We start from the raw sequence: 22,438 nt of genomic DNA on the forward strand, positions 1-22,438 counted from the left end.
ATTTCAGCGAACGACAGCCAGCTCATGGCCACAGGCCAGGCAATGGCTCAGCCACTCACCCAGGAACAGGTTGAGTTGCGCCTTTTCGTCAGGCTGGTGCATCGCTGCATTCGGGTACGGATAGATGCTGCGAAAGCGCCGGGCATGCTCGGCGCTGACCACTTCGGCCATACGTGCATCGTGATACACCTGCACTTCCAGCTGCGGCACCGGCAGCCAGGGCAAGCTGTGCTCCTGGCGCACGCGCAAGGTGGTGGTGTAGGGGCACGCGAGCACTACATCCAGCACCAGCACGCCGAGCATCTGATCGCCCTGGGTCATACCAATTCGGCGCGAACTCATGGTCGAGCGCATGTCAGGCAACAAGCGCATCAATCGCGCATAGTTAGCCTCGCAAGCAGCCTGCAACCCGACCAGATCGACCCGGTAGCGTTCGCGCAAAAGATTCACGACCATAGCCCCCTGACTTCCTCTCGATTCAAGGCCAGCCACTGCAAGGCAATAATGCTTGCCGCATTGGCAATCAGCCCGTCACGCACGGCCTGCATGGCGTCTTCGAACGCCCAGACCTTGACGCGAATATCTTCACCCTCTTCTTCCAACCCGTGCAGGCCGCCCGCCCCAAGGCTGCTGCACTGGCCCAGATACAGGTGGACAAATTCATCGCTGCCGCCCGGTGACGGAAAGTATTTGGTCATCGGCCACAACGCGTTGAACACAAGCCCAGCTTCCTCCTGCGCTTCACGGTGTGCAACTTCTTCCGGCGCTTCGTCTTTATCGATCAGACCAGCGACCAGCTCGATCAACCACGGATTGCTGACCTTGCCCATGGCACCGACCCGAAACTGTTCGATCAGCACCACTTCATCACGCTGGGCGTCGTAGGGCAGCACGCACACGGCGTCGTGACGCACGAACAGTTCACGGCTGATCTCACGCCCCATGCCACCGGCGAACAATTCGTGGCGCAAGCGCACCCGGTCAAGCTGGTAAAAGCCCTTGAAGCAGTTAACCCGCTCGACGATCTCGACATCCTTGGGCACAGTGTTCGGCGTATCTGACATGGGAATCCTCATTACTTCTGTCACAGCTTCGCGCAATCCTAACCTGCACACCGCCGTGTTTCACCCCTTTAAAGTTGTAGGCCGGGCTGCGAGGATAGACAGCCTGCTGATATTCAGCTTAGTGGCGAACTGAAGGCCTTGCCGACGGTCCAAGCCCGATCACCTTTGCTTGAAAGGATCATCATGACGCTTGCGAAACTGACTACTGTGGCCGTGCTGGCCTTGGCCCTGGGGGCCTGCCAAAGCTGGTTCCAGCCCAACATGCGCACGCCGCTGGAGGTCAAGCGCGACCGCTGGGAACACATCAAACCCGGTTGCACGACGGCCGATTGCCCGCTGGTCAATATCGACACCATTCACTTCCCGGCCAACCCCAAGCTGGATGCGATTGTCGAGAAACGTCTGCTGCAAATGACCCAGGATAACCAGCACAGCGCGCTGCCCAGCTCGCTCAAAGCCTACGAAGAGCAGTTCATGGCCAGCGCCGAGCCGCGCCACAGCAGCTACTTGCAAGCCAAGGTACGCGAGCAGCATGACGGACTGGTGATCATCGAGTTTTCCAGCTACCTGGACACCGGCGGCGCCCATGGCATGCCCGGGCGTGGCTTTATCAACTACTCACGCCAGCAGGACAAGGTCCTGACCTTGCAAGACATGCTGGTGCCCGGCCAGGAAGAGACCTTCTGGAAAACCGCCGAAGAAGCGCACAGGGCCTGGTTGATCAGCACCGGCATGGACAAGGATGCCGAGTTCGTCAAAACCTGGCCGTTCCGCCAGACCCCGCATATTGCGCTGACTTACGGCGCGGTAGTGCTCAAGTACGAAGTGTATGCCATCGCCCCGTATTCCATGGGCCACATCGAACTGAAGATCCCCTACCCGCGCCTCAATGGTGTGATCAAGCCGCAGTTGTTTCCCGGCCGCGGATAACTGACGGCGCAGCCGCCCAGTACACGCACCCTGCCAGCAGCAAGGCCGGCAGGGTCGAACCGACATCAGCGGCGTAATGCGCCAGCACATGATAGGTAGCGACACCACAAGCCCAGGCCACTAGCGCACGCCAGTGCAGGCTGTGGATCGGGCTGGCGTCGCTGCGACGGCGGCGTACGATGAAGTGATCGACCAGCACTACGCCAAACAGCGGGGCAAACACCGAGCCGATCAGCAGCAGGAAGTTCTGGTACTGCGCCAGCGGCGCAAAGCAGGCGATCAGGGTGCACAGCACGCCAATGGCCAGTGCCAGATGCTCGACCTTCAAGCGAATCAGCAGGCCAGTGGATACGGCTGCCGAATGGATGTCGGCAAAGGCTTTTTCCGACTCATCGAGCAGAATCAGCAGCAACGGAATGCCGATACCGGCGCCCGCCAGGGCCAGCAGCAAGGTATTGACTTCGCCCGCCGGGGCAAAGGCCAAGGTGTAGGCCACGCCCAGGCTCATCATCCACACGTTGCCGAGCAGATAGCCCAGCGCCGTGCCGATAAATACCCGACTGCCATGACGGGCAAAACGTGAGTAGTCGGCAATCAGCGGCAGCCACGACAACGGCATGGCAATGGCGATATCGATACCCACGGCCAATGACATCGAACCGTCACCGGCACGCGCCCACAACGCGGCCAGGTCAGCCTTGGCAAACAGGTTCCAGGTCAGCCACAGGCAGGCGCCGAGCAGCAGCCAGATGCCCCATTTACGCAAGATCTTGCGCACGAAGGTCAACGGCCCGCTGACCGCCAGTAAGGTCGCCAAGGCGCCGAACAGCAAGGTCCACATCAACGGGTTGGTCAGCGCGCTGCCTTCACCGAAGGCGCGAGCGCCCAACAGGCTGGCGGCATCGCGCATGACGATAATTTCGAACGAGCCCCAGCCAATCAGCTGCAGCAGGTTGAGTAATGCGGGGAGTCGAGCCCCGTCACGGCCAAGGCTGCGGCGCAATGCCGCCATCGAGGACAGGCCGGTATCGCTGCCGATTACACCCACCGCCGCCAGCAACAGGACGCCCACGGTAGTACCAAGGATGATCGCCAGCACGGCATTGGCCAGGCCCAGGCCAGGGCCGAGCAAGGCGCCGGTCTGCAGGACCATCAGGCCGATGCCGAGGGAAAACCATAGGGAACAGAGGTCGCGACCGCTGAGGACGCGTTGCTGGTTGCTGACCGGATGGTCGGGGGAGAACTGGCTGGGTGTGCTCACAAGGGGGTCTCGACAGGGAGAGAGTTGTTGTTTTGGTTAGGTATCGCGGGGCAAGCCCGCTCCCACAGAGATATTCTGTGGGAGCGGGCTTGCCCCGCGATCGGGTTACACCTTCTTGTACAACTGGCTGCCTTCCTGGCGGAACCGCTCGGCCTGCTCGCGCATGCCATCCTCAACCGCCACATCCACCGCATCGATGCGCTGGTTGGCGGCGTATTCACGCACTTCCTGAGTGATTTTCATCGAGCAGAACTTCGGCCCGCACATGGAGCAGAAGTGCGCGACCTTGGCCGAATCCTTGGGCAGGGTCTCATCATGGAACGAACGCGCGGTGTCCGGATCCAGGCCGAGGTTGAACTGGTCTTCCCAGCGGAACTCGAAACGCGCCTTGGACAAGGCGTTGTCACGGATCTGCGCGCCCGGATGGCCCTTGGCAAGGTCAGCCGCGTGTGCGGCGATCTTGTAGGTGATGATCCCGGTCTTGACGTCATCCTTGTTCGGCAACCCGAGGTGCTCCTTGGGCGTCACGTAGCAGAGCATGGCGCAACCGAACCAGCCAATCATCGCCGCACCGATGCCGGAGGTGATGTGGTCGTAACCCGGAGCGATGTCGGTGGTCAGCGGGCCAAGGGTGTAGAACGGCGCTTCGTCACAGCACTCCAGCTGCTTGTCCATGTTCTCCTTGATCAACTGCATCGGCACGTGGCCCGGGCCTTCGATCATGCACTGGACGTCGTGCTTCCAGGCGATCTTGGTCAACTCGCCCAGGGTCTCCAGCTCGCCGAACTGCGCAGCGTCGTTGGCATCGGCAATCGAGCCCGGACGCAAGCCATCGCCCAGCGAGAAGCTGACGTCGTAGGCCTTCATGATTTCGCAGATTTCGTCGAAATGGGTGTAGAGGAAGTTTTCCTTGTGATGCGCCAGGCACCACTTGGCCATGATCGAACCACCACGGCTGACGATACCAGTCACGCGCTTGGCGGTCAGTGGCACGTAGCGCAGCAGCACCCCGGCGTGGATGGTGAAGTAGTCCACGCCCTGCTCTGCCTGCTCGATCAGGGTGTCGCGGAACAGCTCCCAGGTCAGGTCTTCGGCAACGCCATTGACCTTTTCCAGCGCCTGGTAGATCGGCACGGTACCAATCGGCACTGGCGAGTTACGGATGATCCACTCGCGGGTTTCGTGAATGTGCTTGCCGGTGGACAAGTCCATGACCGTGTCCGAACCCCAGCGAATACCCCAGGTCAGCTTGGCCACTTCTTCTTCGATCGAAGAGCCCAGGGCGCTGTTGCCGATGTTGCCGTTGATCTTCACCAGGAAGTTACGGCCAATGATCATCGGCTCCAGCTCAACGTGGTTGATGTTGGCCGGAATGATGGCGCGGCCGCGAGCGATTTCCTCGCGAACGAACTCAGGGGTGATTTCTTTCGGGATGCTGGCCCCAAAGCTGTGGCCCGGGTGCTGCTGATCAAGCAGGCCAGCGGCGCGTGCTTCTTGCAGCTTCATGTTCTCGCGGATGGCAACGTATTCCATCTCGGCGGTGATGATGCCCTGGCGCGCGTAGTGCATCTGGCTGACGTTGGCACCGGCCTTGGCGCGGCGCGGGTTGCGCACATGGGCAAAACGCAGCTTGGTCAGTTCAGCATCGGCCAGACGCTGCTGGCCGAAGTCCGACGACAGCCCGGCCAGGCGCTCGGTGTCGCCACGCGCGTCAATCCAGGCCGAGCGCACATCGCCCAGGCCTTTACGCACGTCGATGATGACGTTGGGATCGGTGTAAGGGCCGGAGGTGTCGTACACCAGCACCGGGGCGTTGGCTTCGCCGCCGAAGTCGGTGGGGGTGTCGTCGAGGCTGATTTCACGCATTGGCACGCGAATGTCCGGGCGCGAGCCTTCGACATAGATTTTGCGCGAACGGGTGAACGGCTGTACGGACTGTCGATCGACCTGGGCCGACTCACTCAGATTGGTAATATATTTTTCTTGTTTACTCATCACAGGCTCTCCAGACGGCTTCCTAGCGGTGGAATGTCGGGGAGAACCTGAAAGGCACGGACGCACCAAGATCGGTGCTGTGCCAGATGTGCGGTGATGCCTGCAGCGCTTGAGGCTGACTGGACATTCCCGGACCTGACACAAGAGACTCGCCGGGAAAGCGAGAAATCTTGTTCCCTACGCAGGCGCTAACCTGATCAGGTTCAACGGGATCCGGATTATCCGATCTCAGCCTCAACGCAAGGCACCCCGACAAGAACGCATTCAGTCTAGACTGGAGTCGCCTGCAAAGCCAACACTACAAACACAGGCACGATAAATGGCGCAAATGGCAGATTGTTGCAAAGTGTCTGCGCATCTACACTCACCGGTTCAGAAAGACTCATTTGTTCAAGGATCGCCCTATGCTGCGCAAACTTTCACTGGCCCTTGCCGTGTCTTGTGCTACCAACGGAATGGCCTGGGCAGCAGACGTGCCCTTGTCAGCGAAAAACGACTTGGTCAGCGTGTACCAGGAAGCTGTGGACAATAACGCCGATCTGGCGGCGGCCCGTGCCAACTACGGCGCACAGAAAGAAGTGGTACCGCAGGCCCGAGCAGGCTTGCTGCCCAACCTCTCGGCCGGCGCCGAAATGCAGAACACCCGAACCAAGCTTGACGACCCGTCGATCACCTCCAACCGCAGCGGCAACTCCTGGTCGGCAACCCTGGCTCAGCCGGTGTTCCGTGCCGATCGCTGGTTCCAATTGCAGGCCGCTGAAGCGGTCAACGAGCAATCCGCGCTGGAACTGTCGGCCACCGAACAGAACCTGATTCTGCAAACCGCCGAAAACTATTTCTCGGTACTGCGCGCCCAGGACAACCTGGCCTCGACCAAAGCCGAAGAAGCGGCGTTCAAGCGGCAACTGGATCAGTCCAATGAACGCTTCGACGTCGGCCTTTCCGACAAGACCGACGTGCTGCAGTCCCAGGCCAGCTACGACACCGCCCGCGCCAACCGGATCGTGGCACAGCGTCAGGTTGACGACGCGTTCGAAGCGTTGATTACCCTGACCAACAATTACTACAACTCGATCCAGGGCATACGCCATACCCTGCCTGTGCAGGTACCGGTGCCTAACGACGCCAAAATCTGGGTTGAAACCGCAGGTAAACAGAACCTCAACCTGCAGGCGACCAACTACGCTGTCACGGCGGCAGAAGAAACCCTGCGCCAGCGCAAGGCCGGGCACGCGCCGACCCTGGATGCCGTGGCGCAGTACCAGAAAGGTGACAACGACAACCTTGGCTTCACCAACCCCAACCTCGGCGGCCGCATCAGCGGCGACGTAGAACAGACCACCGTTGGCCTGCAACTGAACATCCCGATCTACAGCGGCGGCCTGACCAGTTCGCAAGTGCGCGAGGCCTATCAGCGTTTGAGCCAGAGCGAGCAGCAACGCGAAAGCTTGCGCCGCCAGGTGGTGGAAAACACCCGCAACCTGCACCGTGCGGTCAACACCGATGTGGAACAGGTGCAGGCGCGCAAACAGTCGATCATCTCCAACCAGAGCGCCCTGGAAGCCACCGAAATCGGTTATCAGGTCGGTACTCGTAACATCGTCGACGTACTCGATGCCCAGCGCCAGCTGTATACCTCGGTGCGCGACTACAACAACACCCGTTACGACTACATCCTCGACAACCTGCGCCTGAAACAGGCGGCGGGTACCTTGAGCCCGCAGGACCTGACGGACCTGAGCCGTTACCTGAAGCCCGACTACAATCCGGACAAAGACTTCCTGCCGCCAGATCTGGCCGCCCTGGCCAAGGCCAACTTCGACGCCCGTCCGCCGGAAAACTGAGTTCAAGCCATACCTGCATCAGGGGCATCGCAAGGTGCCCCGCTACACCCCTCCTGCCGTCCCGGCAACTCTCATTTTTACCAGTTTCGTCCCTTCTGGCTGGCTCGTAGGCTAAACCCGGCAACCTTCACTTCACTTGCACGGGACGCGATCAGCATGAATACGCTCAATGAACTGAGTCCAACCTGGCTGAGCAAGACCGCATTCGCCAGCAGCATCGGCACGCTTTGCCCGACCAAAGACAACAAGATCCTGGTATTCAGCGACTCCGATACGGAAAAGAGTGACGTCTTCATCGGCCGCCTGCTCAGTGACGGAACGCTCGACCGCAGCTTCCAAGGCACTGGCTTCATCAAACACGTGTTTCCGTGCGTTGAAGGCTCCTTGTTTTTTGCACTGAGCGCTCATCAGCAAAGTGATGAAAAAATCTTTCTGGTCGGCACTATCGTCGGCCCCGAGGCCCTGTACCCCGCAGCGGCAAGGTTCGAGGACTCAGGCAAGGCAGACCCTAGCTTTGGCGAAGGTGGCTTTGCGGTGTTCGCGGATAAGTCCGTGGCCAGGAAGGCTGGCGCGCAGACCATTGCCGATCTCAGAACCCTTCGCGAGCAGCCTTCCAACGCGCACAACGTCAACGCCTCACGCCTTGCCGATGGCGGCTACCTGATTGCCTCTGCCGAAATCGGTTACCTGCTCGGCGTCACAAAAGATGGCACGCTCAACACCGCGTTTGGTGATAACGGCTACCTGCGCCCAAAGCTGGAGAACGCTGAGGTCATAGAGCTGCAAAGTGCCATGGTGTTTGGCGAGCGCATTTATGTCGTGGGCTATGTGAACGCCTCCGGGGTCATTGCGTGCTTTACCCTGGACGGAAAGCGTGATGACACGTTCGGCGAGCAGGGTGCTCGCTCTATCCCGATCGCCGATGCCAATCACGTGCGACTGACTAACCTGAGCAGCGCAGCAAGCTTGCTCAACCTCATTGGCTTTGCTAACACCAGCACGCAAAGGAACGGCGCATTGCTGACTCGCCTGACCACCGAAGGCGCGCTGGACACTAGTTTCAACACCGGCAAGCCCGTGCTGCTGTACCCGGACGGCAGGCAGGCCGACTGCCGGCATGTCGCGTCAGGGCAGAACCAATCGCCCGATAAACCCATTTACATCGTCGGCCAGACCACCCTGCAAGATCAGGGTGATCCACGCTTTTACGCAGCCGCCTACCAAGCCAATGGCTCCCTGGATAACAGTTTCACCCCTGGAGGTTGGGGCCTGGGACCTGGGCGCTCAACGGCCCTGGGCATGTACCTGGGTTCGCAGAACAACATGCTGCTGTGCGGAACGGCCCGCGACGCCAACGGTACCTATGAAGGATTCGTGGCCAGTTACACACTCAACGGATCCTGACCCGCAGCCGAGTCAAAGCAGCCGACCCAAGCCTGCCAGCAAGCGCTGCAAAGCGCCCTGGTTGGCTTGCATGATTGCCAACCCTGCCGCCCCCATGCGCTGCGCATCACGTGGCAACTCGATCAAACGCCGTACGGCAGCTGCCAGCCCTTGGGCATCGTCCACTTCCTGCAAGGCTCCGGCGTCACGTAGCATTGCGGCAATTTCCAGGAAGTTGAACAGGTGCGGGCCGCTCAGCACGGGCAACGACAGCGCCGCAGGTTCCAGCACATTGTGCCCACCGTTGGGCACCAGGCTGCCGCCGACAAAAGCGATGTCGGCCAGGGCATAGAGAAACAACAGCTCGCCCATGGTGTCGCCAAGCAGCACTGCTGTCTGTGCTGTCACCACTTCGGCGCTGGAGCGGCGCACGGTGGGGAACTGCGCCGCACATAACGCGTACACCGCATTGAAGCGTTCGGGATGGCGCGGCACCAGGATCAGCAAGGCATCGGCATGATGCTCAAGCAACTGGCGGTGCGCGGCCAGAATCACTTCGTCTTCGCCCTCGTGGGTACTGGCGGCAATCCACACCGGGCGCTGACTGGCCTGCCACTGCTCACGCAAGGCGCGGGCGCGCGGCAACAACTGGTCGTCGATACGCAGGTCGAACTTGATCGAGCCGGTCACTTCCACACAGTTCGGGCGCGCACCCAATTGGCGAAAGCGCTCGGCCTCGGTCTCGGTCTGCGCCGCGATCAGGCTCATTTCTGCCAGCATCGGCCGGGTCAACCCGGCGAAGCGTGCATAGCCACGGGCCGAGCGCTCAGACAAGCGCGCATTGGCCAGGGCCACGGGAATGCCGCGTTTAGCACATTGGTGGATATGGTTGGGCCACAGCTCAGTTTCCATGATCACCGCCAGCTTCGGCTGCACGTGATCAAGAAAACGCCCCGCCGCCCACGGCAGGTCATAGGGCAGGTAACAATGCTGAATGCGCGGCTCATCGGCGAACATCGCCCGCACCCGTTCCGAGCCAGTTGGCGTCATGCAGGTGATGGTGATCGGCAGCTGTGGATAAGCCTGCAACAACGCACGAATCATCGGCGCCGCTGCGATGCTTTCGCCCACCGACACCGCATGCACCCAGATCCCGCCGCGGCGCATCGGCGGCAGGTTCATCGCAAAGCGTTCGCCAATGCGCTGGGCATAGGCCGGTGCCTTGCGCGAGCGCAGGAACAGGCGCAGCGCAACCAGCGGCAGGCCCAGGTGAAACAGCAAGGTATAGAGTGTTCTGTTCATGGCGCCGAAGTGTACTAGCCAATCGCTCGCAAGTGCACTGCGAAGCGCTCGGCCAGCCACTGCGCGGCAGGTCCGAGGGGTTCATCGCGGCGCCACACCAGCTCCACCACCAAGGCGGGCGGCGTCCATTCACTGATCAGTTCAACCATCTGTTCATGGTAGGTCGGGTACTGCACCACATGCCGGGGCAACCAGGCCCAGCCCAGACCACGCATCAGCAATTCGGCCATTGCGTAGAAACTGTCGGCCCGCCAGACCTGCGGGCTGATCGGCTCGCCTCCGGGGTAACCACTTTCCTGTGGGGCGATCAGCAACTGCCGATGGCGCGCCAGTTGCTGCCGATTGACCCGGCCGAGCTGCGCCAAGGGGTGGTTGACGGCACATACAGTGACCATCTCCACCTTGCCCAAGGCACGGCGTTCCAAGGCCGGCGGCATGCGCTCCGGACGAAACAGCAAGCCCAGGTCAGCGCGGCGCTCGACCAGCTTGCGCGCCACATCGCCCTGGGCGCCGCTGGCCAGTTGCACTTCCAGCAAGGGGAACTGCTGCGCCAGCTCATCAAGGCTGTCGATCACCGGTTGATAGGGCATGGCTTCGTCCTGAGCAACGCGCAGTTGCGCTTCTTGCCCACGCATCAGTGCCAGCGCCCGGCCGTCGAGGCGCTCGCATTGGCGCAACAGTTCACGCGCCTCCTCCAGCAACGCCGCACCCGCCTCGGTCAAACGCGGCTGACGGCCGCTGCTGCGCTCGAACAGGGTCACGCCCAGATCGGCCTCAAGCAAGGCAATGGCATTGCTCACCGCCGATTGCACTTTGCCCTGAGCACGGGCCACCGCTGAAAACGAGCGCTGCTCGGCCACGCCGACAAACAGCCGAAGTTGTTCCAGATTCCACTGTTGCGCCATGCAACCTATCTCCAGAAAAGATAGGTAATGACTTTACCCCAACCAGGCTTGCTCTAAAATGCCCAGCCAGAACAGAGGAACACCGACATGAACGCCTACACCTACCTGGCTATCGCTATCTGCGCCGAAGTCATCGCCACCGCCTCGATGAAGGCCGTCAAGGGCCTGAGCACGCCTCTGCCCTTGTTGCTGATGATTTGCGGCTATGCCGTGGCGTTCTGGATGCTGACCCTGGTGGTGCGCAGCATTCCGGTGGGCATCGCCTACGCCATCTGGTCGGGCCTGGGGATTGTCTTGATCAGCGTTGCCGCACTGGTGATCTACGGGCAGAAGCTGGACATCCCGGCCATGCTCGGCATGGCCATGATCGTCGGCGGCGTGGTGGTGATCCAGGTCTTCTCGAAAACCGCCGGGCATTGATTGCGCTCACAGGCTGTATACTGGGCTTCTGTCCAAGCTTGTGAGGTGCATGCATGCCATCCGTTATTTCCACCGACGTCCTGATCGTCGGCGCAGGGGTCGCAGGCCTCTGGCTCAACGCTCGCCTGCGCCGCCTGGGTTATTCGACGGTGGTGGTGGAACGCGCCAGCCTCGGTGGCGAGCAGACCCTCAAATCCCAGGGGATCATTCATGGTGGTGCCAAGTATGCCCTGCATGGCGCGCTGACCGGTGCCTCTGAAGCCATTGCCGATATGCCGCGGCGCTGGAGTGAAGCCCTCAATGGCAGCGGCGAGCTGGACCTGACCGGTGTTCGTCTGTTGTCCGACGCGCATTACCTGTGGTCGCCCGGCACCATCGCCGGCAACCTCACCAGTTTCTTCGCCAGCAAGGCGGTACGTGGCCGCGTTGACCAGGTCAAAGGCGAGCAACTGCCCCCTGCCCTGCAAGACCGCGCGTTCAAGGGCAAGGTCTACCGCTTGGCCGAACTGGTGATTGATGTCCCCAGCCTGCTGACCCGACTCGCGCAACTGGCCGGTGACAGCCTGCTGGCTGGCGAGCGGATCGAACCTGTGCAAGAAGCGGGCGAACTGGTCGGCTTGCGCGTCGATGGCCGCGAGATCCGTGCTCAACGCATCGTCCTCAGCGCTGGCGCCGGCAATGCTGCCCTGCTCGAAGCCATCGGCCTGAGCCAGCCGGCCATGCAACGCCGGCCGCTGCACATGGTCCTCGCCAAGGGCCCTAGCCTGAAACCCTTGTATGCCCATTGTCTGGGTGGCGGCCCGAAACCGCGTATCACCGTCACCAGCCACCCTGCTGCAGACGGTCAGTGGGTCTGGTACCTGGGCGGCGACTTGGCCGAAGCCGAGGGTGTAGCCCGTGAGCCCGACGCACAGATTGCGGCGGCGAAAAAAGAAGTTGCCCACCTGCTGCCCTGGATCGATCTGAGCCAGGTGCGCTGGGCCACCGTACGTGTCGATCGCGCCGAACCCGAGCAATCTGGTTTGGTACGCCCGGACAACGCCTTCCTCGCCGAGCAGGACCGCCTGCTGGTCGGCTGGCCGACCAAGCTGGCGCTGGCACCGGACTTTGCCGACCGCGTGTTGAGCAGCCTTGAACGTGACGGCATCAAACCCGCCGCCCAGGCCGCCCTGCCTGACCTGCCCAAACCACCCCTGGCGGTGCCGGTCTGGGAGCAATTGCTGCCATGAGCCTGCCCACCCTGCACGCCCTGCACCGCCCGCTGGGCAGTACCGGATTGCGCGTCTCGCCGCTGGGTCTGGGCACGGTCAAGCTGGGCCGTGATCAAGGGGTCAAGTACCCCAATGGCTTCACTATTCCCGATGACGATCAAGCCCGCCTGCTGCTGGCTCAGGCCCGCGAGCTGGGCATCAACCTGATCGACACTGCGCCGGCCTACGGCCACAGTGAAGAGCGTCTCGGCCCGCTGCTGCGTGGCCAGCGCGAGCAGTGGGTGATCGTCAGCAAGGTGGGCGAGGAGTTCGAAAACGGTCAATCGCGCTTCGACTTCAGCGCTGCCCACACGCGCTTTTCCATTGAGCGCAGCCTCAAGCGCCTGGAAACCGAGCAGATCGATCTGGTGCTGGTGCATTCTGATGGCAACGACCTGCACATCCTCGAACACGAGGAGGTCTACCAAACCCTCGAAGCCTTGAAGCAGGAAGGCAAGATTGGCGCTTTCGGCTTGTCCGGGAAAACTGCAGCCGGTGGCTTGAAGGCGCTGGAGCGCGGCGATTGCGCGATGGTCACCTACAATCTGAACGAACAGGCAGAGCGTCCGGTACTCGACTATGCCGCTGAGCATGGCAAAGCCATCCTGGTAAAAAAGGCCCTGGCCAGCGGACACGTCTGCCTCAGCCCGGGTGTTGACCCGGTGCGTGCCAGCTTTGAACTACTGTTTAGTCACCCGGGTGTGAGCAGTGCGATCGTCGGCACCATCAACCCTGTGCACCTGGCGCATAACGTCGCCACCGTTGCTGACGTATTGAATCGCTGACGCCAACGCCGCCGTCGCGGCCGACCCCAACGCAAGAAGGAGCCGACATGCCGCGAACGCTGATCCGCAAGAATCCGAGCAACTTCAAAACCCTGCCACTGCACGTCGAAGCCAGCCCTGAGGGGCTGTGCTACCAGAGCATCGGCAAGCCTCAGAACTTCAGCCAGACCCAACAGCGGCGCAAGCAGATCCACCTGGCCGACACCCAGCGCTTTGCCGTTGAGCTGGCCAACCTGGGGGTTTCTGTACGCCTGACCCTGCACTGGCAGAACCGTGACTACTGGGTATTGGTGCGCCAGCGCCGCCAGGACCGTGGTGACGTGGTGTTGAAGCTGATCTCTGGTTATGTGCCCGCCCAGGAACTGAACCTGCCGCTGCACACGGCTATCCAGGAAGTAGCCGAGGAGTGCTTGCTGGAAACGCCAGAAGGCTGGTTAGGGGGGCGCTTTAACGACACCTGGTTACCGGCTCCTTACGCCGATGCCCTGCACTACCGTGAAGCGCTGCCTTTTGTGCTGACCCCGCAATCTGGCGCGGCAAGGCCGGTGCACTGCGCCAACCTACAACTGCTGGAACGGCCCAGGGCTTACGTGCATCTGCCGACAGCGTCACTGCAGTTGATCTATGACCTGCGCCTGCAGGTACCACGCGAAGCCAAACCGCTGAGCCTGTTTCATGTCGACGAGCGCCTTGAAGGCAACCAATTGGTCGCCCGCCTCAATCGCTCCCGTCCCGACTTGTACCTGATGCCGTTGGAGGATGGACATCCTCGCGCCGAGCTCTACACCTTGAAGAAAGACCGCCTGGTACCGGCGAGCACACGCGGCCTGTACCTGGCAGAAAGCTTTGCCCGGCAAGAGGGATGGGTGGTCAGGGATGAACGGGTACGCTGGAAGGACTGGGTCAGCCAGCAAGGGCTGGCAGTGCCGAAAGCGGACAGCGGGTTGCAGCGTTTGACGGGCAAGGCCCGGGAGTTGTTGCAGCTGGCGCGTGGTGGCGTGCGTAAATAGCTTCGCGGGGCAAGCCCGCTCCCACAGTGGGAGCGGGCTTGCCCCGCGAAGGCTTGATCAGTTTTTGCGAATCTTCTCGACAATGGCCGTGGTCGAGCTGTTTTCCACCAGCCCCAACACCTTCACCGTGCCGCCGTAAGCCTTGACGATATCGGCGCCAACCACCTGGTCGATGCCGTAATCCCCGCCTTTGACCAGCACATCGGGCTTGACCTGGCTGAGCAGGTTTTCCGGCGTACCTTCAGGGAAGCTGATCACCCAGTCCACCGCGCCAAGACCGGCCAATACCGCCATACGCCGATCCACACTGTTGATCGGTCGGCCAGGGCCCTTCAGACGGCTGACCGAGGCGTCATCGTTGACCGCGACGATCAAGCGATCACCTTGCGCACGCGCCTGTTCCAGGTAGGTCACATGACCGGCATGGAGGATGTCGAAACAGCCGTTGGTGAAGACGATCTTTTCTTTGTGCGCGCGGGCATCGTCAATGGCCAGCAACAACTGATCGAGGCTCAGCACACCGCGCTCCGAACCTTCTTCACGCTGAATCGCGCGGCGCAGTTCCGGCGCGCTGATGGCGGCAGTACCCAGCTTGCCGACCACGATACCAGCGGCCAGATTAGCCAGGCCTACGGCATGAGGCAGGTCTTCGCCGGCAGCAATGGCGGCGGCCAGGGTCGAAATCACCGTATCACCAGCACCGGTGACATCAAAGACTTCGCGGGCACGGGCTGGCAGGTGCAAAGCAGGATGCTCGGGACGCAACAGGGTCATGCCATGTTCGCCACGGGTCACCAGCAAGGCCCCCAACTCCAGCTCACGCATCAGCTGGCCACCTTTGGCCACCAGCTCGGCTTCGTCGGCACAGCGACCAACGATGGTCTCGAACTCGCTGAGGTTTGGCGTGATCAGGCTGGCGCCACGGTAGATCGAAAAATCTTTGCCTTTGGGATCAGCCAGCACCGGAATGCCTTTGGCACGCGCAGCCTGGATCAGGCTCTGATGGTTCTTCAAGGCACCTTTGCCGTAATCCGACAGCACCAATACTTTGACCCCATCAAGCAGGGTGTCGACTTCTGCACCCAACGACAGCGGATCGGTGGCGAAGGGTTCTTCGAAGTCGATGCGCAGCAGTTGCTGGTGACGGCTCATGACCCGCAGTTTGACGATGGTCGGCTGGTGCGCAATGCGCTGGAAGATCGAGCGCACACCGGCGGCCTGCAGGCTGTTGGCCAGGCTCTCGGCAGCTTCGTCCTGACCGGTAACGCCGACCAGTGCGGCGGGTGCACCCAGGGCCGCGATGTTCAAGGCAACGTTGGCCGCACCACCAGGACGGTCCTCGATCTGCTCGACCTTGACCACCGGGACCGGGGCTTCAGGTGAAATCCGAGAGGTACCGCCATGCCAGTAGCGGTCGAGCATGACATCGCCCACCACCAGCACCGGGGCTTGATCGAAACGCGGCATGGACAACTTCATGGGCAACCCATATATACAAAATTAACAGGGGCGGGATATTAGCACAGGCAAAGCTAAGGCTTGATTGCTGCCTTTCCGACAAGCTATTGCAAGAAAACCTATTGCAAGAATCCACCGGAGCCCAGGACGGGCTCCGGCATCAGGCTCAGGTGATGTCGGCCTTGGTCGGTTCGTCCAGGCCCATGGCGTGAAGCCTGGCGTAGTAACCGTTGGCCGCCAGCAACTCGGCATGCGTGCCACGCTCGACCAGCTTGCCCTGATCCATGACCAGAATCATGTCAGCCTTTTCGATGGTCGACAGGCGGTGAGCGATAACCAGTGTAGTACGCCCCTTCATGACATGATCGAGCGCGGCCTGAATATGCCGCTCCGACTCGGTATCCAGGGCCGAGGTGGCCTCATCGAGGATCAGCAGCGGCGCATTCTTGAGCAGCGCCCGGGCAATTGCCAGGCGCTGACGCTGGCCGCCGGAGAGCAACACGCCATTCTCGCCTACCTGAGTATCGAAGCCCTGAGGCAACTGATCGACGAACTCCTTGGCGTACGCATCAGCCGCCGCAGCCTCGATTTCGGCCCGCGGTGCACCGGCCAGATCACCGTAGGCAATGTTATTGGCCACAGTATCGTTGAACAGCGTGACATGCTGGGTCACCTGCGATACATGGCGGCGCAGGTTGCGCAGCTTGTAGTCCTCGATTTCCACACCATCGAGCAGGATTTGCCCCTGATCATGGTGATAGAACCGGGGAATCAGCGCCGCCAGCGTCGACTTGCCGCTGCCCGAGCGCCCCACCAGAGCAATCATTTGCCCGGGTTCGGCGGTGAAGGAAATATCCGTCAGCACCTGACGCTCGGTACCTGGGTAGGTGAAGTTCAAATTGCGTACTTCCAGACGCCCTTCGACCCGATCCAACTCCACGGTGCCGTCATCGACTTCCGGTTTTTCATCCAGTTGCTCGAAAATGCTTTCAGCACCCGCCAAGCCCTTCTGGATGGTCGAGCTGACTTCCGACAACTGACGAATCGGCTTGGGCAACAGGCCGGCAGCGGTAATGTAAGCAACCAGGTCACCCGCCGTGGCATCGCCGCGCAGGAACAGTACCAGGAACATCAGCGCAGCCATCGCGCTGTAGATCACCAGTTGCAGCATCGGGGTATACACCGCCCCGGTCTTGGTCATGCGCAGTTGTTTGTCGGTATTGCTCTGGCTGGCATTGGCAAAACGCTGCTGCTCATAGCTCTCACCGCCAAAGCTGCGCACCACGCGATAGCCCTGAATGGTTTCCGAGGCCACGTGGGTCACATCGCCCATCGCCACCTGAATCTTCTTGCTCTGCTTGCGAAACTTCTTGCTGGCACTGCCGACCATCAGGGCAATGACTGGCAGGATTGCCAGCATGACCAGGGTCAGCTTCCAGTTCATCCACAGCAGGTAAATGAACAGGAACACAACCGTCAGGCCTTCACGGATCACCACCTTGATGGCATCGGTAGCCGCACCGGTGACCATGGTCACGTTGAAGGTAATACGTGAAATCAGATGGCCGGAGTTGTGGTTATCGAAGTAGCGGTTCGGCAGCACCAACAGCTTGTTGAACAACTCAACCCGCAGGTCATGCACCAGCCCGAGCGAAACCTTGGCCAGAAAGTAGTTACCCAGGAACGAGCCCAGGCCTTGCCAGGCGGCGATCAGCACGATCAGCAGCGGTACGGCCTGCAGCAGTTGCAGATCGCGCAAATACGGCACGTTGGGGAACAGCACCGCCTGGGGGTTGCTCAAGCCATCGACGAAATACTTGAGGATGCCTGCCAGCATGGGCTGGGTGGAGGCAAAGATCACGAAACCGAGGATACTCAGCACGAAAATGCCGATATACGGTTTCACATAGCTCAGTAGCCGGAAGTAGATTTTCAGGCTGGAGCTGCTCTGCTGCTCCGCCTTTAGCGGTGTTTCGGCCATCGTCGAGCTCGCTGTTCAGATTGAACCGGAAATTTTATCACAGCCCGGGCGACGGGCATGCATCCAGACCAATGCCATTGCCAAGCCCACCGGCAGCCAACTGATGAACCATTCGGCCCGCGGCGTGCCTGTCAGGCTTGCAGCATCGAACTGCATGGCCAGGGTAGAGAACAACCACAGACCCATCAGGCCCTTACCGATCGTCGTAGCGCGAACCCGCCAGATTTCCCGCAGCACACAGAGCCAAACGGCCAACCACAGCAGCATGCCGGGAATGCCCAATTCGATTGCGATATGGGTGAACATGTTGTGGGTGTGGTCGAACGGCATGCCCACGGCCATAACCTTATAGAAGCTACCCAAACCGAGCCCTGTCCAGGGATGTTCTGCGATCATCTGCAAACTGGAGTGGAAAATTTCCGGCCTGTACGACGTACCACGCCCCGTGATTTGCGCGTACATGAATACAAAGCCTGCGATTGCAGTTGCGACCGTGCCCAGAGCGATAACGCAGCTCCAGCGATCGCGGCGCCACAAGGGCATGGCGACCAATGTAATCAGCAATGCCAAGGCTGCGCCTCGGCTTTGGCACAACAGCAGAAATGCGCCCAGGCTTAACAGGGACAACGCCCAAAGCGCCTGGAACCAGCGTTGTTTTGGCATGAAATGCAGCATCCAGACTATGGCTGCAGTAATGACATACGCGCCTAGTATCGGATGAGAAACCTCACCGACGCCCAGCAGTCGGTAATGCCACGGAAATCCTCGCACACCGTAAAACTGATAAATCGAAATCGCTGATGCGACTCCCAACCCAATGCCACCCCATTGCATTAGCTTGATCAGTCGTTCGTAGTCCGCATTGGCCAACAGCGGAAAAAACAGTAAGAAGAATGCAATATACAACAGCCGCTTGAACTCACGGCCAGGCTCCTCACCAGTAGCCCAGGAAAGACTCAACGCCGACCACAACAGTAGCAGGGAAACCGACAGACACAGGCCGCGCTGCGATCGCCAGAGCTCGGCCAATACACCACGCGCAGACCACAGCAGTGCCAGCGTAGGCAGCCAAAGGAACAACACCAACCCCTGTTGATAGATCTTGTTGCTCGGTGCCAGGGCAATCGCCATCAAAAACCAAAGAAACCCTATCGCCAGCCAGGTCTGCGCCCAGCGCCTTGCGTACATCATCCGTAACCCCATCAAATCAATCACACCGGCATGGTGCATCTTTATACTTTTCGGCATTATGGCCGGTCATTATGCTTGCCAGTAGACAAGGCCCCTTTTCATGCAATGTTTCCGGCTACCCCAGGTCGACCTCAACCAGCTCATCCTCGGCGCCCAGGTGCTGGAGGCTGACAGCTATGGTGCCAAAGTTTACCTGCTAAGTGATGGCAATATCCTCAAGCTCTTCAGGCGCAAACGGCTAATTTCATCTGCCTTGCTGCGACCTTACTCGCAACGCTTCATCGACAACGTGTTGCAGCTGGAAAAGAAGGGAATTCCGACGCTAAAGGTGCTGAAGTATTACAAGCTGGAAGCGCCAGGGATGACTGCAGTGCTGTACCAGCCACTGCCCGGCGAAACCCTCAGCCAACTGTCCCGCAAAACCGGTTTCAGCTGGCAGGAGCGTCTGCCGGATCTAGTGGCCCTGGTACGCAGGCTGCATAACTCGGGCGTCTATTTTCGCTCGCTGCACCTCGGTAACATCGTCGTGACGCCAGATCAGCAAATGGGCCTGATCGATGTGGCTGATATGCGTTTCATGAGGGCGCCACTGTCCCGACGCATGATCAAGCGCAACGTGCAGCATTTCGCCCGCTACATTGCCCGGGAGCGTCTACAGGATCAGTTTCCACTCGCCGAGCTGGAGCGCGCCTTGCTGGGTTAAGCCCTCAGGACTCACCCAGCAAATCGCTGGAGATTTGACTGAAGCGCTGCCAGGCCTGCTCGGGGGCCAGCGCCTGGCACTGCGCCTGGGCCACCTGACTGCCATCGAGAGCAACACTCTCGACAATTGCCTGCCCCCACGCCGCCACATCGCCAACGCGAACATAGCACCCAGCCTCACCCAGTTGCTCACGAAACACCGGCAACTCGCTGCACAGCACCGGCACATCGGCCATTACCGCTTCTTGCAGCACCAGCCCCAGGCCCTCGGATCGAGAGGGGATCAGCACCCAGTCGAATGCCCGGTACAGCGTCGACATCTGACGGCAATGGCCTTGCAGCGTGACAGATGTCTCCAACCCCAAAGCCTGAATGCGAGACTCGAGCACCGAACGCTGATTGCCTTCACCGAGAATCACCAGATGCATATCGGGACGCTGCTGCCGTGCTTGCGCAAAGGCATCGAGCAGGTTGTCGAAGCCCTTGCTGTCGACCAGGCGCCCCACCGCACCCAATATCGGCCCCCTCTTGAGCGGCAACCCGAGTACCTGACGCGCCGCTTCGCGTGATAGCAAAGCCTTGCGAAACCCTGACGGCTCAAGCGCCGAACGCAACACTTGCACCGGCACGCCAAGGTCTTGCTGCAAATTGGCAGCCAAGGTCTTGGAAACCGCAACGAGTTTGACCTGAGGCGCGTCAAAGCTGCGCAACAACGCAATGTCACCACGGTGCAGGCGTGTCTTGCCATGAAAGACTACAGTCGCACGCACGCCAGGCAGACGCCGCAACGCTGGCAGGACCAACCGTGACACACCCAGCCCATCGAGCAGCAGCACTTGAGTCCCACCCTTTACCAGGGCTTTACGGAAACGACTGCGCATCCACGGCCGCAGCAACCGCCACAGATGCCGCCCTTTGAGCAGACGCTGCGACAACTGCCACTCACGCGTAGCGCCGTCATTGCAGCACGAACCCTGCCCCTGAAGAAGCCAACTGCTGACCGAAGCGCCCGGTGCCGCGTGGGAAAGAATCTGTTGATGCACCTTGTGCACCGAAACGTACGGCGCGCCGCCCGCCCACATGATATTGACGATGTTCACGGGGTATTACCCCTTGTTTTGGACCGGACTATGCGCAGATGAACCAAGTCAATGTGCAAAGAAACCCACTCCCGCCCCCAGAACTACACCGACTACCAGTATCACCAGCAACTTGACCCGATCACGCTTGCGCCGCCGCGCCTTACGCCGACGCTCGCCGGGCAGGCTCACATGCGCGCCGAACCCGGTGTGCAGTACTGCATCACCTTCGAGACTCACAGCAGTGAGATTCAACTCGGCATAGCGTTTGGACAGTGCCTTTTCACCAGCATAGGCGGCAAATGGCGCACAGCGCTGATAATCACTCAGCCGACGCAAACCTGGGTTCAACGAGAAACTCTGCCATTCCGGTTTGTCCGAAAGCACTGGGTAACAGGCAACACCGCCAATGACCTGGCGCTCGCCCATGCGCAGGTACGGGCTGTGCACTTTCAAGTCATGGGCATAGCTGCGCAACCAGACCTGAAGCAGCTGCGGACTCACGTCCAGAATGCTGCGCGAGTCCTCGACAAAACCTGGGCGATAGAACTCCCAGTCATCCTCGCAGTGAAAGATGTAGGGGGTTTTGACGTGACTGTAGGCCAGGTCGATCGATGGCAGTTGCCCCAGTTTTGGCCGATTGACGAACACTGTGCAGTGCGGCTTCCAATGCTCAGGCACAGCCTGATGAACAGCGTCATCGCCGGAGTCTTCAGTGATGAACACTTCGCGGATCGGTGCAGTGTTGAAACGATCGAAGCTCTCGAGCGTAATCTTGAGCAGGTCGAACCGCCCGCAACTGGTAACCACCAGGGTTACATCACTGTCTTCACTGAATCGCACCGGATTCTCTCCCCATCTTCTGTATGCTGTTGTTCAAGACCACGCCCCTTGTGCGGGACAATCGGCTCATATGCCCAGTCTCAAACGCAAACGCTGCCAACCGGTCAGGGCTGGACGGGAACGCAGAGGTGGCTGCATTTTTTCTACGATGCTGCGCCCCACTTGGGCGAAGCTGAACTGCGAAACAGCCAGATCACGACCATTTTTGCCAATGCTTTCGACCAAGGCGGGGTCGGCACGCAATACTTTCAGTTTTTCCTGCAAGCGGGCAATGCTGTCATACAGCACGACGTTATGCATGTCTTTGAGGCCCAGGGCGCGATTCTCCGCCTCGCCCTGATCAAAAGCCAGTAGCACACAGCCACAGGCCATCGCCTCGAAATTCTTGATCATGTACTCGCCCATGCCGACATCGGCACTGACGAAGAAACGAATACGGTTGAGCGTGTCGCAATACTCTTCGCCGGATTTGGTGCGTGTTACCAGCAGGTTTTCAACCTGAGCGAGCTCATCGAGCAATGCCTTGCGCCCACTGTAAGCGACACTGTTGGTGCTGCCGACAAACGCCAGCTCGATATCCCGCTCACGGCCCTGGTCGGCCAACAATTGCTGGTCGTAACCTTTGGGTACAAATTCGGCATCGAAGCCTTCCTGGCGCAGACGCTCACTGACCATGTACCCGGAGCTGATCACACGCGCCCACGGCAACTGCCGGTAGTGCGCACTGAATTTACCGGTGTACTTGCACGGGATGTAATTCTGATAGGCGTCGTGCTCGAGGATGACCAGGTTTGGCACGGTACGGATAAAACCGACCTGACGGATCTCTTGCTTGAATCGCAGGAAAAACACGATCCGGTCATACTTTTCGACGTCGACTTCACGATGGAAATAACTGCGCAGGTTGCGCTGATCGGCACTGCTGAGCCAGCGCAGATCGCATTCGCAATGGGCGGCGACGCCGTCATAGAGACGGTCGAGGATTGCCCGCTGTTCCTTCTGCACCAGAAATAGAACTTTCATTGTTTTCCTTGC

At 60.3% G+C, this 22,438-nt stretch carries 20 protein-coding genes and 1 riboswitch; of the genes, 8 read left to right on the forward strand and 12 right to left on the reverse strand.

Features of this window, described 5'->3' with window-relative positions; translation table 11 throughout:
* Positions 1-3 precede the first annotated feature (3 nt).
* The gene (locus tag ACP6KB_RS25315) at positions 4-456 is read right to left on the reverse strand and encodes a DUF1249 domain-containing protein (protein ID WP_038997472.1); all 453 of its coding nucleotides are present in this window, start codon (positions 454-456) and stop codon (positions 4-6) included.
* Entirely contained in the window at positions 447-1,064 is a 618-nt protein-coding gene (locus ACP6KB_RS25320; protein ID WP_442110246.1) for an NUDIX domain-containing protein, read from the reverse strand. Before ACP6KB_RS25320 ends, ACP6KB_RS25315 begins: the two co-directional genes overlap by 10 nt.
* A 183-nt stretch (positions 1,065-1,247) precedes the next feature.
* Here ACP6KB_RS25320 and ACP6KB_RS25325 point away from each other — a divergent pair, with 183 nt between their 5' ends.
* Positions 1,248-1,994 carry an RsiV family protein gene (locus ACP6KB_RS25325; protein WP_442110248.1) on the forward strand — a complete coding sequence of 249 codons (747 nt, stop codon included), beginning with the start codon at positions 1,248-1,250 and terminating at the stop codon, positions 1,992-1,994.
* On the opposite strand, the gene cytX is transcribed toward ACP6KB_RS25325, so the two are convergent.
* Together cytX and thiC are read right to left on the reverse strand one after the other, a co-directional pair.
* Positions 1,963-3,255, reverse strand: coding sequence for a putative hydroxymethylpyrimidine transporter CytX (gene cytX, locus ACP6KB_RS25330; protein WP_442110250.1), 1,293 nt, complete (start codon positions 3,253-3,255; stop codon positions 1,963-1,965). The genes ACP6KB_RS25325 and cytX overlap by 32 nt on opposite strands.
* A 105-nt stretch (positions 3,256-3,360) precedes the next feature.
* Positions 3,361-5,250, reverse strand: a complete 1,890-nt coding sequence (thiC, locus tag ACP6KB_RS25335) for a phosphomethylpyrimidine synthase ThiC (protein WP_442110252.1) — start codon at positions 5,248-5,250, stop codon at positions 3,361-3,363.
* 157 nt (positions 5,251-5,407) lie between these two features.
* Positions 5,408-5,512: riboswitch (TPP riboswitch) on the reverse strand.
* A gap of 142 nt (positions 5,513-5,654) precedes the next feature.
* Here thiC and ACP6KB_RS25340 point away from each other — a divergent pair.
* Together ACP6KB_RS25340 and ACP6KB_RS25345 are read left to right on the forward strand one after the other, a co-directional pair.
* A complete protein-coding gene (locus tag ACP6KB_RS25340) occupies positions 5,655-7,094 on the forward strand; it encodes a TolC family outer membrane protein (RefSeq protein WP_442110254.1) in 1,440 nt (479 codons plus the stop codon).
* A gap of 156 nt (positions 7,095-7,250) precedes the next feature.
* Positions 7,251-8,498 carry a hypothetical protein gene (locus tag ACP6KB_RS25345; protein ID WP_442110256.1) on the forward strand — a complete coding sequence of 416 codons (1,248 nt, stop codon included), beginning with the start codon at positions 7,251-7,253 and terminating at the stop codon, positions 8,496-8,498.
* A 12-nt stretch (positions 8,499-8,510) separates the two neighbouring features.
* Here ACP6KB_RS25345 and waaA read toward each other — a convergent pair whose 3' ends face one another.
* Both waaA and ACP6KB_RS25355 read right to left on the reverse strand, forming a co-directional pair.
* Complete coding sequence (gene waaA, locus ACP6KB_RS25350) at positions 8,511-9,779, reverse strand: lipid IV(A) 3-deoxy-D-manno-octulosonic acid transferase (RefSeq protein ID WP_442110258.1); 1,269 nt, start codon at positions 9,777-9,779, stop codon at positions 8,511-8,513.
* 14 nt (positions 9,780-9,793) lie between these two features.
* Positions 9,794-10,684: a LysR family transcriptional regulator gene (locus ACP6KB_RS25355; protein ID WP_442110260.1), complete on the reverse strand. Its 891-nt coding sequence runs from the start codon at positions 10,682-10,684 to the stop codon at positions 9,794-9,796.
* A gap of 87 nt (positions 10,685-10,771) precedes the next feature.
* Between ACP6KB_RS25355 and ACP6KB_RS25360 the strand changes: the two genes are divergently transcribed.
* Genes ACP6KB_RS25360 through ACP6KB_RS25375 form a run of 4 tightly spaced genes read left to right on the forward strand, consistent with a single transcriptional unit; the run spans position 10,772 to position 14,149 of the window.
* Positions 10,772-11,104 carry a DMT family transporter gene (locus ACP6KB_RS25360; RefSeq protein WP_442110262.1) on the forward strand — a complete coding sequence of 111 codons (333 nt, stop codon included), beginning with the start codon at positions 10,772-10,774 and terminating at the stop codon, positions 11,102-11,104.
* A gap of 53 nt (positions 11,105-11,157) precedes the next feature.
* Complete coding sequence (locus ACP6KB_RS25365; RefSeq protein WP_442110264.1) at positions 11,158-12,333, forward strand: NAD(P)/FAD-dependent oxidoreductase; 1,176 nt, start codon at positions 11,158-11,160, stop codon at positions 12,331-12,333.
* Entirely contained in the window at positions 12,330-13,139 is an 810-nt protein-coding gene (locus ACP6KB_RS25370) for an aldo/keto reductase (RefSeq protein ID WP_442110266.1), read from the forward strand. Before ACP6KB_RS25365 ends, ACP6KB_RS25370 begins: the two co-directional genes overlap by 4 nt.
* Positions 13,140-13,186: 47 nt before the next feature.
* Entirely contained in the window at positions 13,187-14,149 is a 963-nt protein-coding gene (locus ACP6KB_RS25375; RefSeq protein WP_442110268.1) for a metal ABC transporter ATPase, read from the forward strand.
* A 57-nt stretch (positions 14,150-14,206) separates the two neighbouring features.
* Here the strand turns inward: ACP6KB_RS25375 and hldE are convergent, their stop codons facing one another.
* The 3 genes from hldE to ACP6KB_RS25390 all read right to left on the reverse strand — a co-directional run bounded on the left by hldE (position 14,207) and on the right by ACP6KB_RS25390 (position 18,779).
* On the reverse strand, positions 14,207-15,628 hold the full coding sequence (gene hldE, locus ACP6KB_RS25380; protein ID WP_442110270.1) for a bifunctional D-glycero-beta-D-manno-heptose-7-phosphate kinase/D-glycero-beta-D-manno-heptose 1-phosphate adenylyltransferase HldE: 1,422 nt from the start codon (positions 15,626-15,628) through the stop codon (positions 14,207-14,209).
* 145 nt (positions 15,629-15,773) lie between these two features.
* Positions 15,774-17,588 (reverse strand): lipid A export permease/ATP-binding protein MsbA, encoded by a 1,815-nt coding sequence (msbA, locus tag ACP6KB_RS25385; protein WP_442110272.1) that lies wholly within the window; start codon positions 17,586-17,588, stop codon positions 15,774-15,776.
* Between the two features lie 15 nt (positions 17,589-17,603).
* Entirely contained in the window at positions 17,604-18,779 is a 1,176-nt protein-coding gene (locus ACP6KB_RS25390; protein WP_442114377.1) for an O-antigen ligase family protein, read from the reverse strand.
* Positions 18,780-18,879: 100 nt separating this feature from the next.
* On the opposite strand from ACP6KB_RS25390, the gene ACP6KB_RS25395 reads away from it, so the two are divergent.
* Positions 18,880-19,482: a toluene tolerance protein gene (locus ACP6KB_RS25395; RefSeq protein ID WP_442110274.1), complete on the forward strand. Its 603-nt coding sequence runs from the start codon at positions 18,880-18,882 to the stop codon at positions 19,480-19,482.
* Between the two features lie 4 nt (positions 19,483-19,486).
* Here ACP6KB_RS25395 and ACP6KB_RS25400 read toward each other — a convergent pair whose 3' ends face one another.
* The 3 genes from ACP6KB_RS25400 to ACP6KB_RS25410 all read right to left on the reverse strand — a co-directional run bounded on the left by ACP6KB_RS25400 (position 19,487) and on the right by ACP6KB_RS25410 (position 22,426).
* Positions 19,487-20,581, reverse strand: coding sequence for a glycosyltransferase (locus ACP6KB_RS25400; protein WP_442110276.1), 1,095 nt, complete (start codon positions 20,579-20,581; stop codon positions 19,487-19,489).
* 48 nt (positions 20,582-20,629) lie between these two features.
* The gene (locus ACP6KB_RS25405; RefSeq protein ID WP_442110278.1) at positions 20,630-21,403 is read right to left on the reverse strand and encodes a glycosyltransferase family 2 protein; all 774 of its coding nucleotides are present in this window, start codon (positions 21,401-21,403) and stop codon (positions 20,630-20,632) included.
* 66 nt (positions 21,404-21,469) lie between these two features.
* On the reverse strand, positions 21,470-22,426 hold the full coding sequence (locus tag ACP6KB_RS25410; RefSeq protein WP_442110280.1) for a glycosyltransferase family protein: 957 nt from the start codon (positions 22,424-22,426) through the stop codon (positions 21,470-21,472).
* Positions 22,427-22,438 lie beyond the last annotated feature (12 nt).

The organism is Pseudomonas sp. NUPR-001 (assembly GCF_052147955.1).
Lineage (GTDB): Bacteria > Pseudomonadota > Gammaproteobacteria > Pseudomonadales > Pseudomonadaceae > Aquipseudomonas.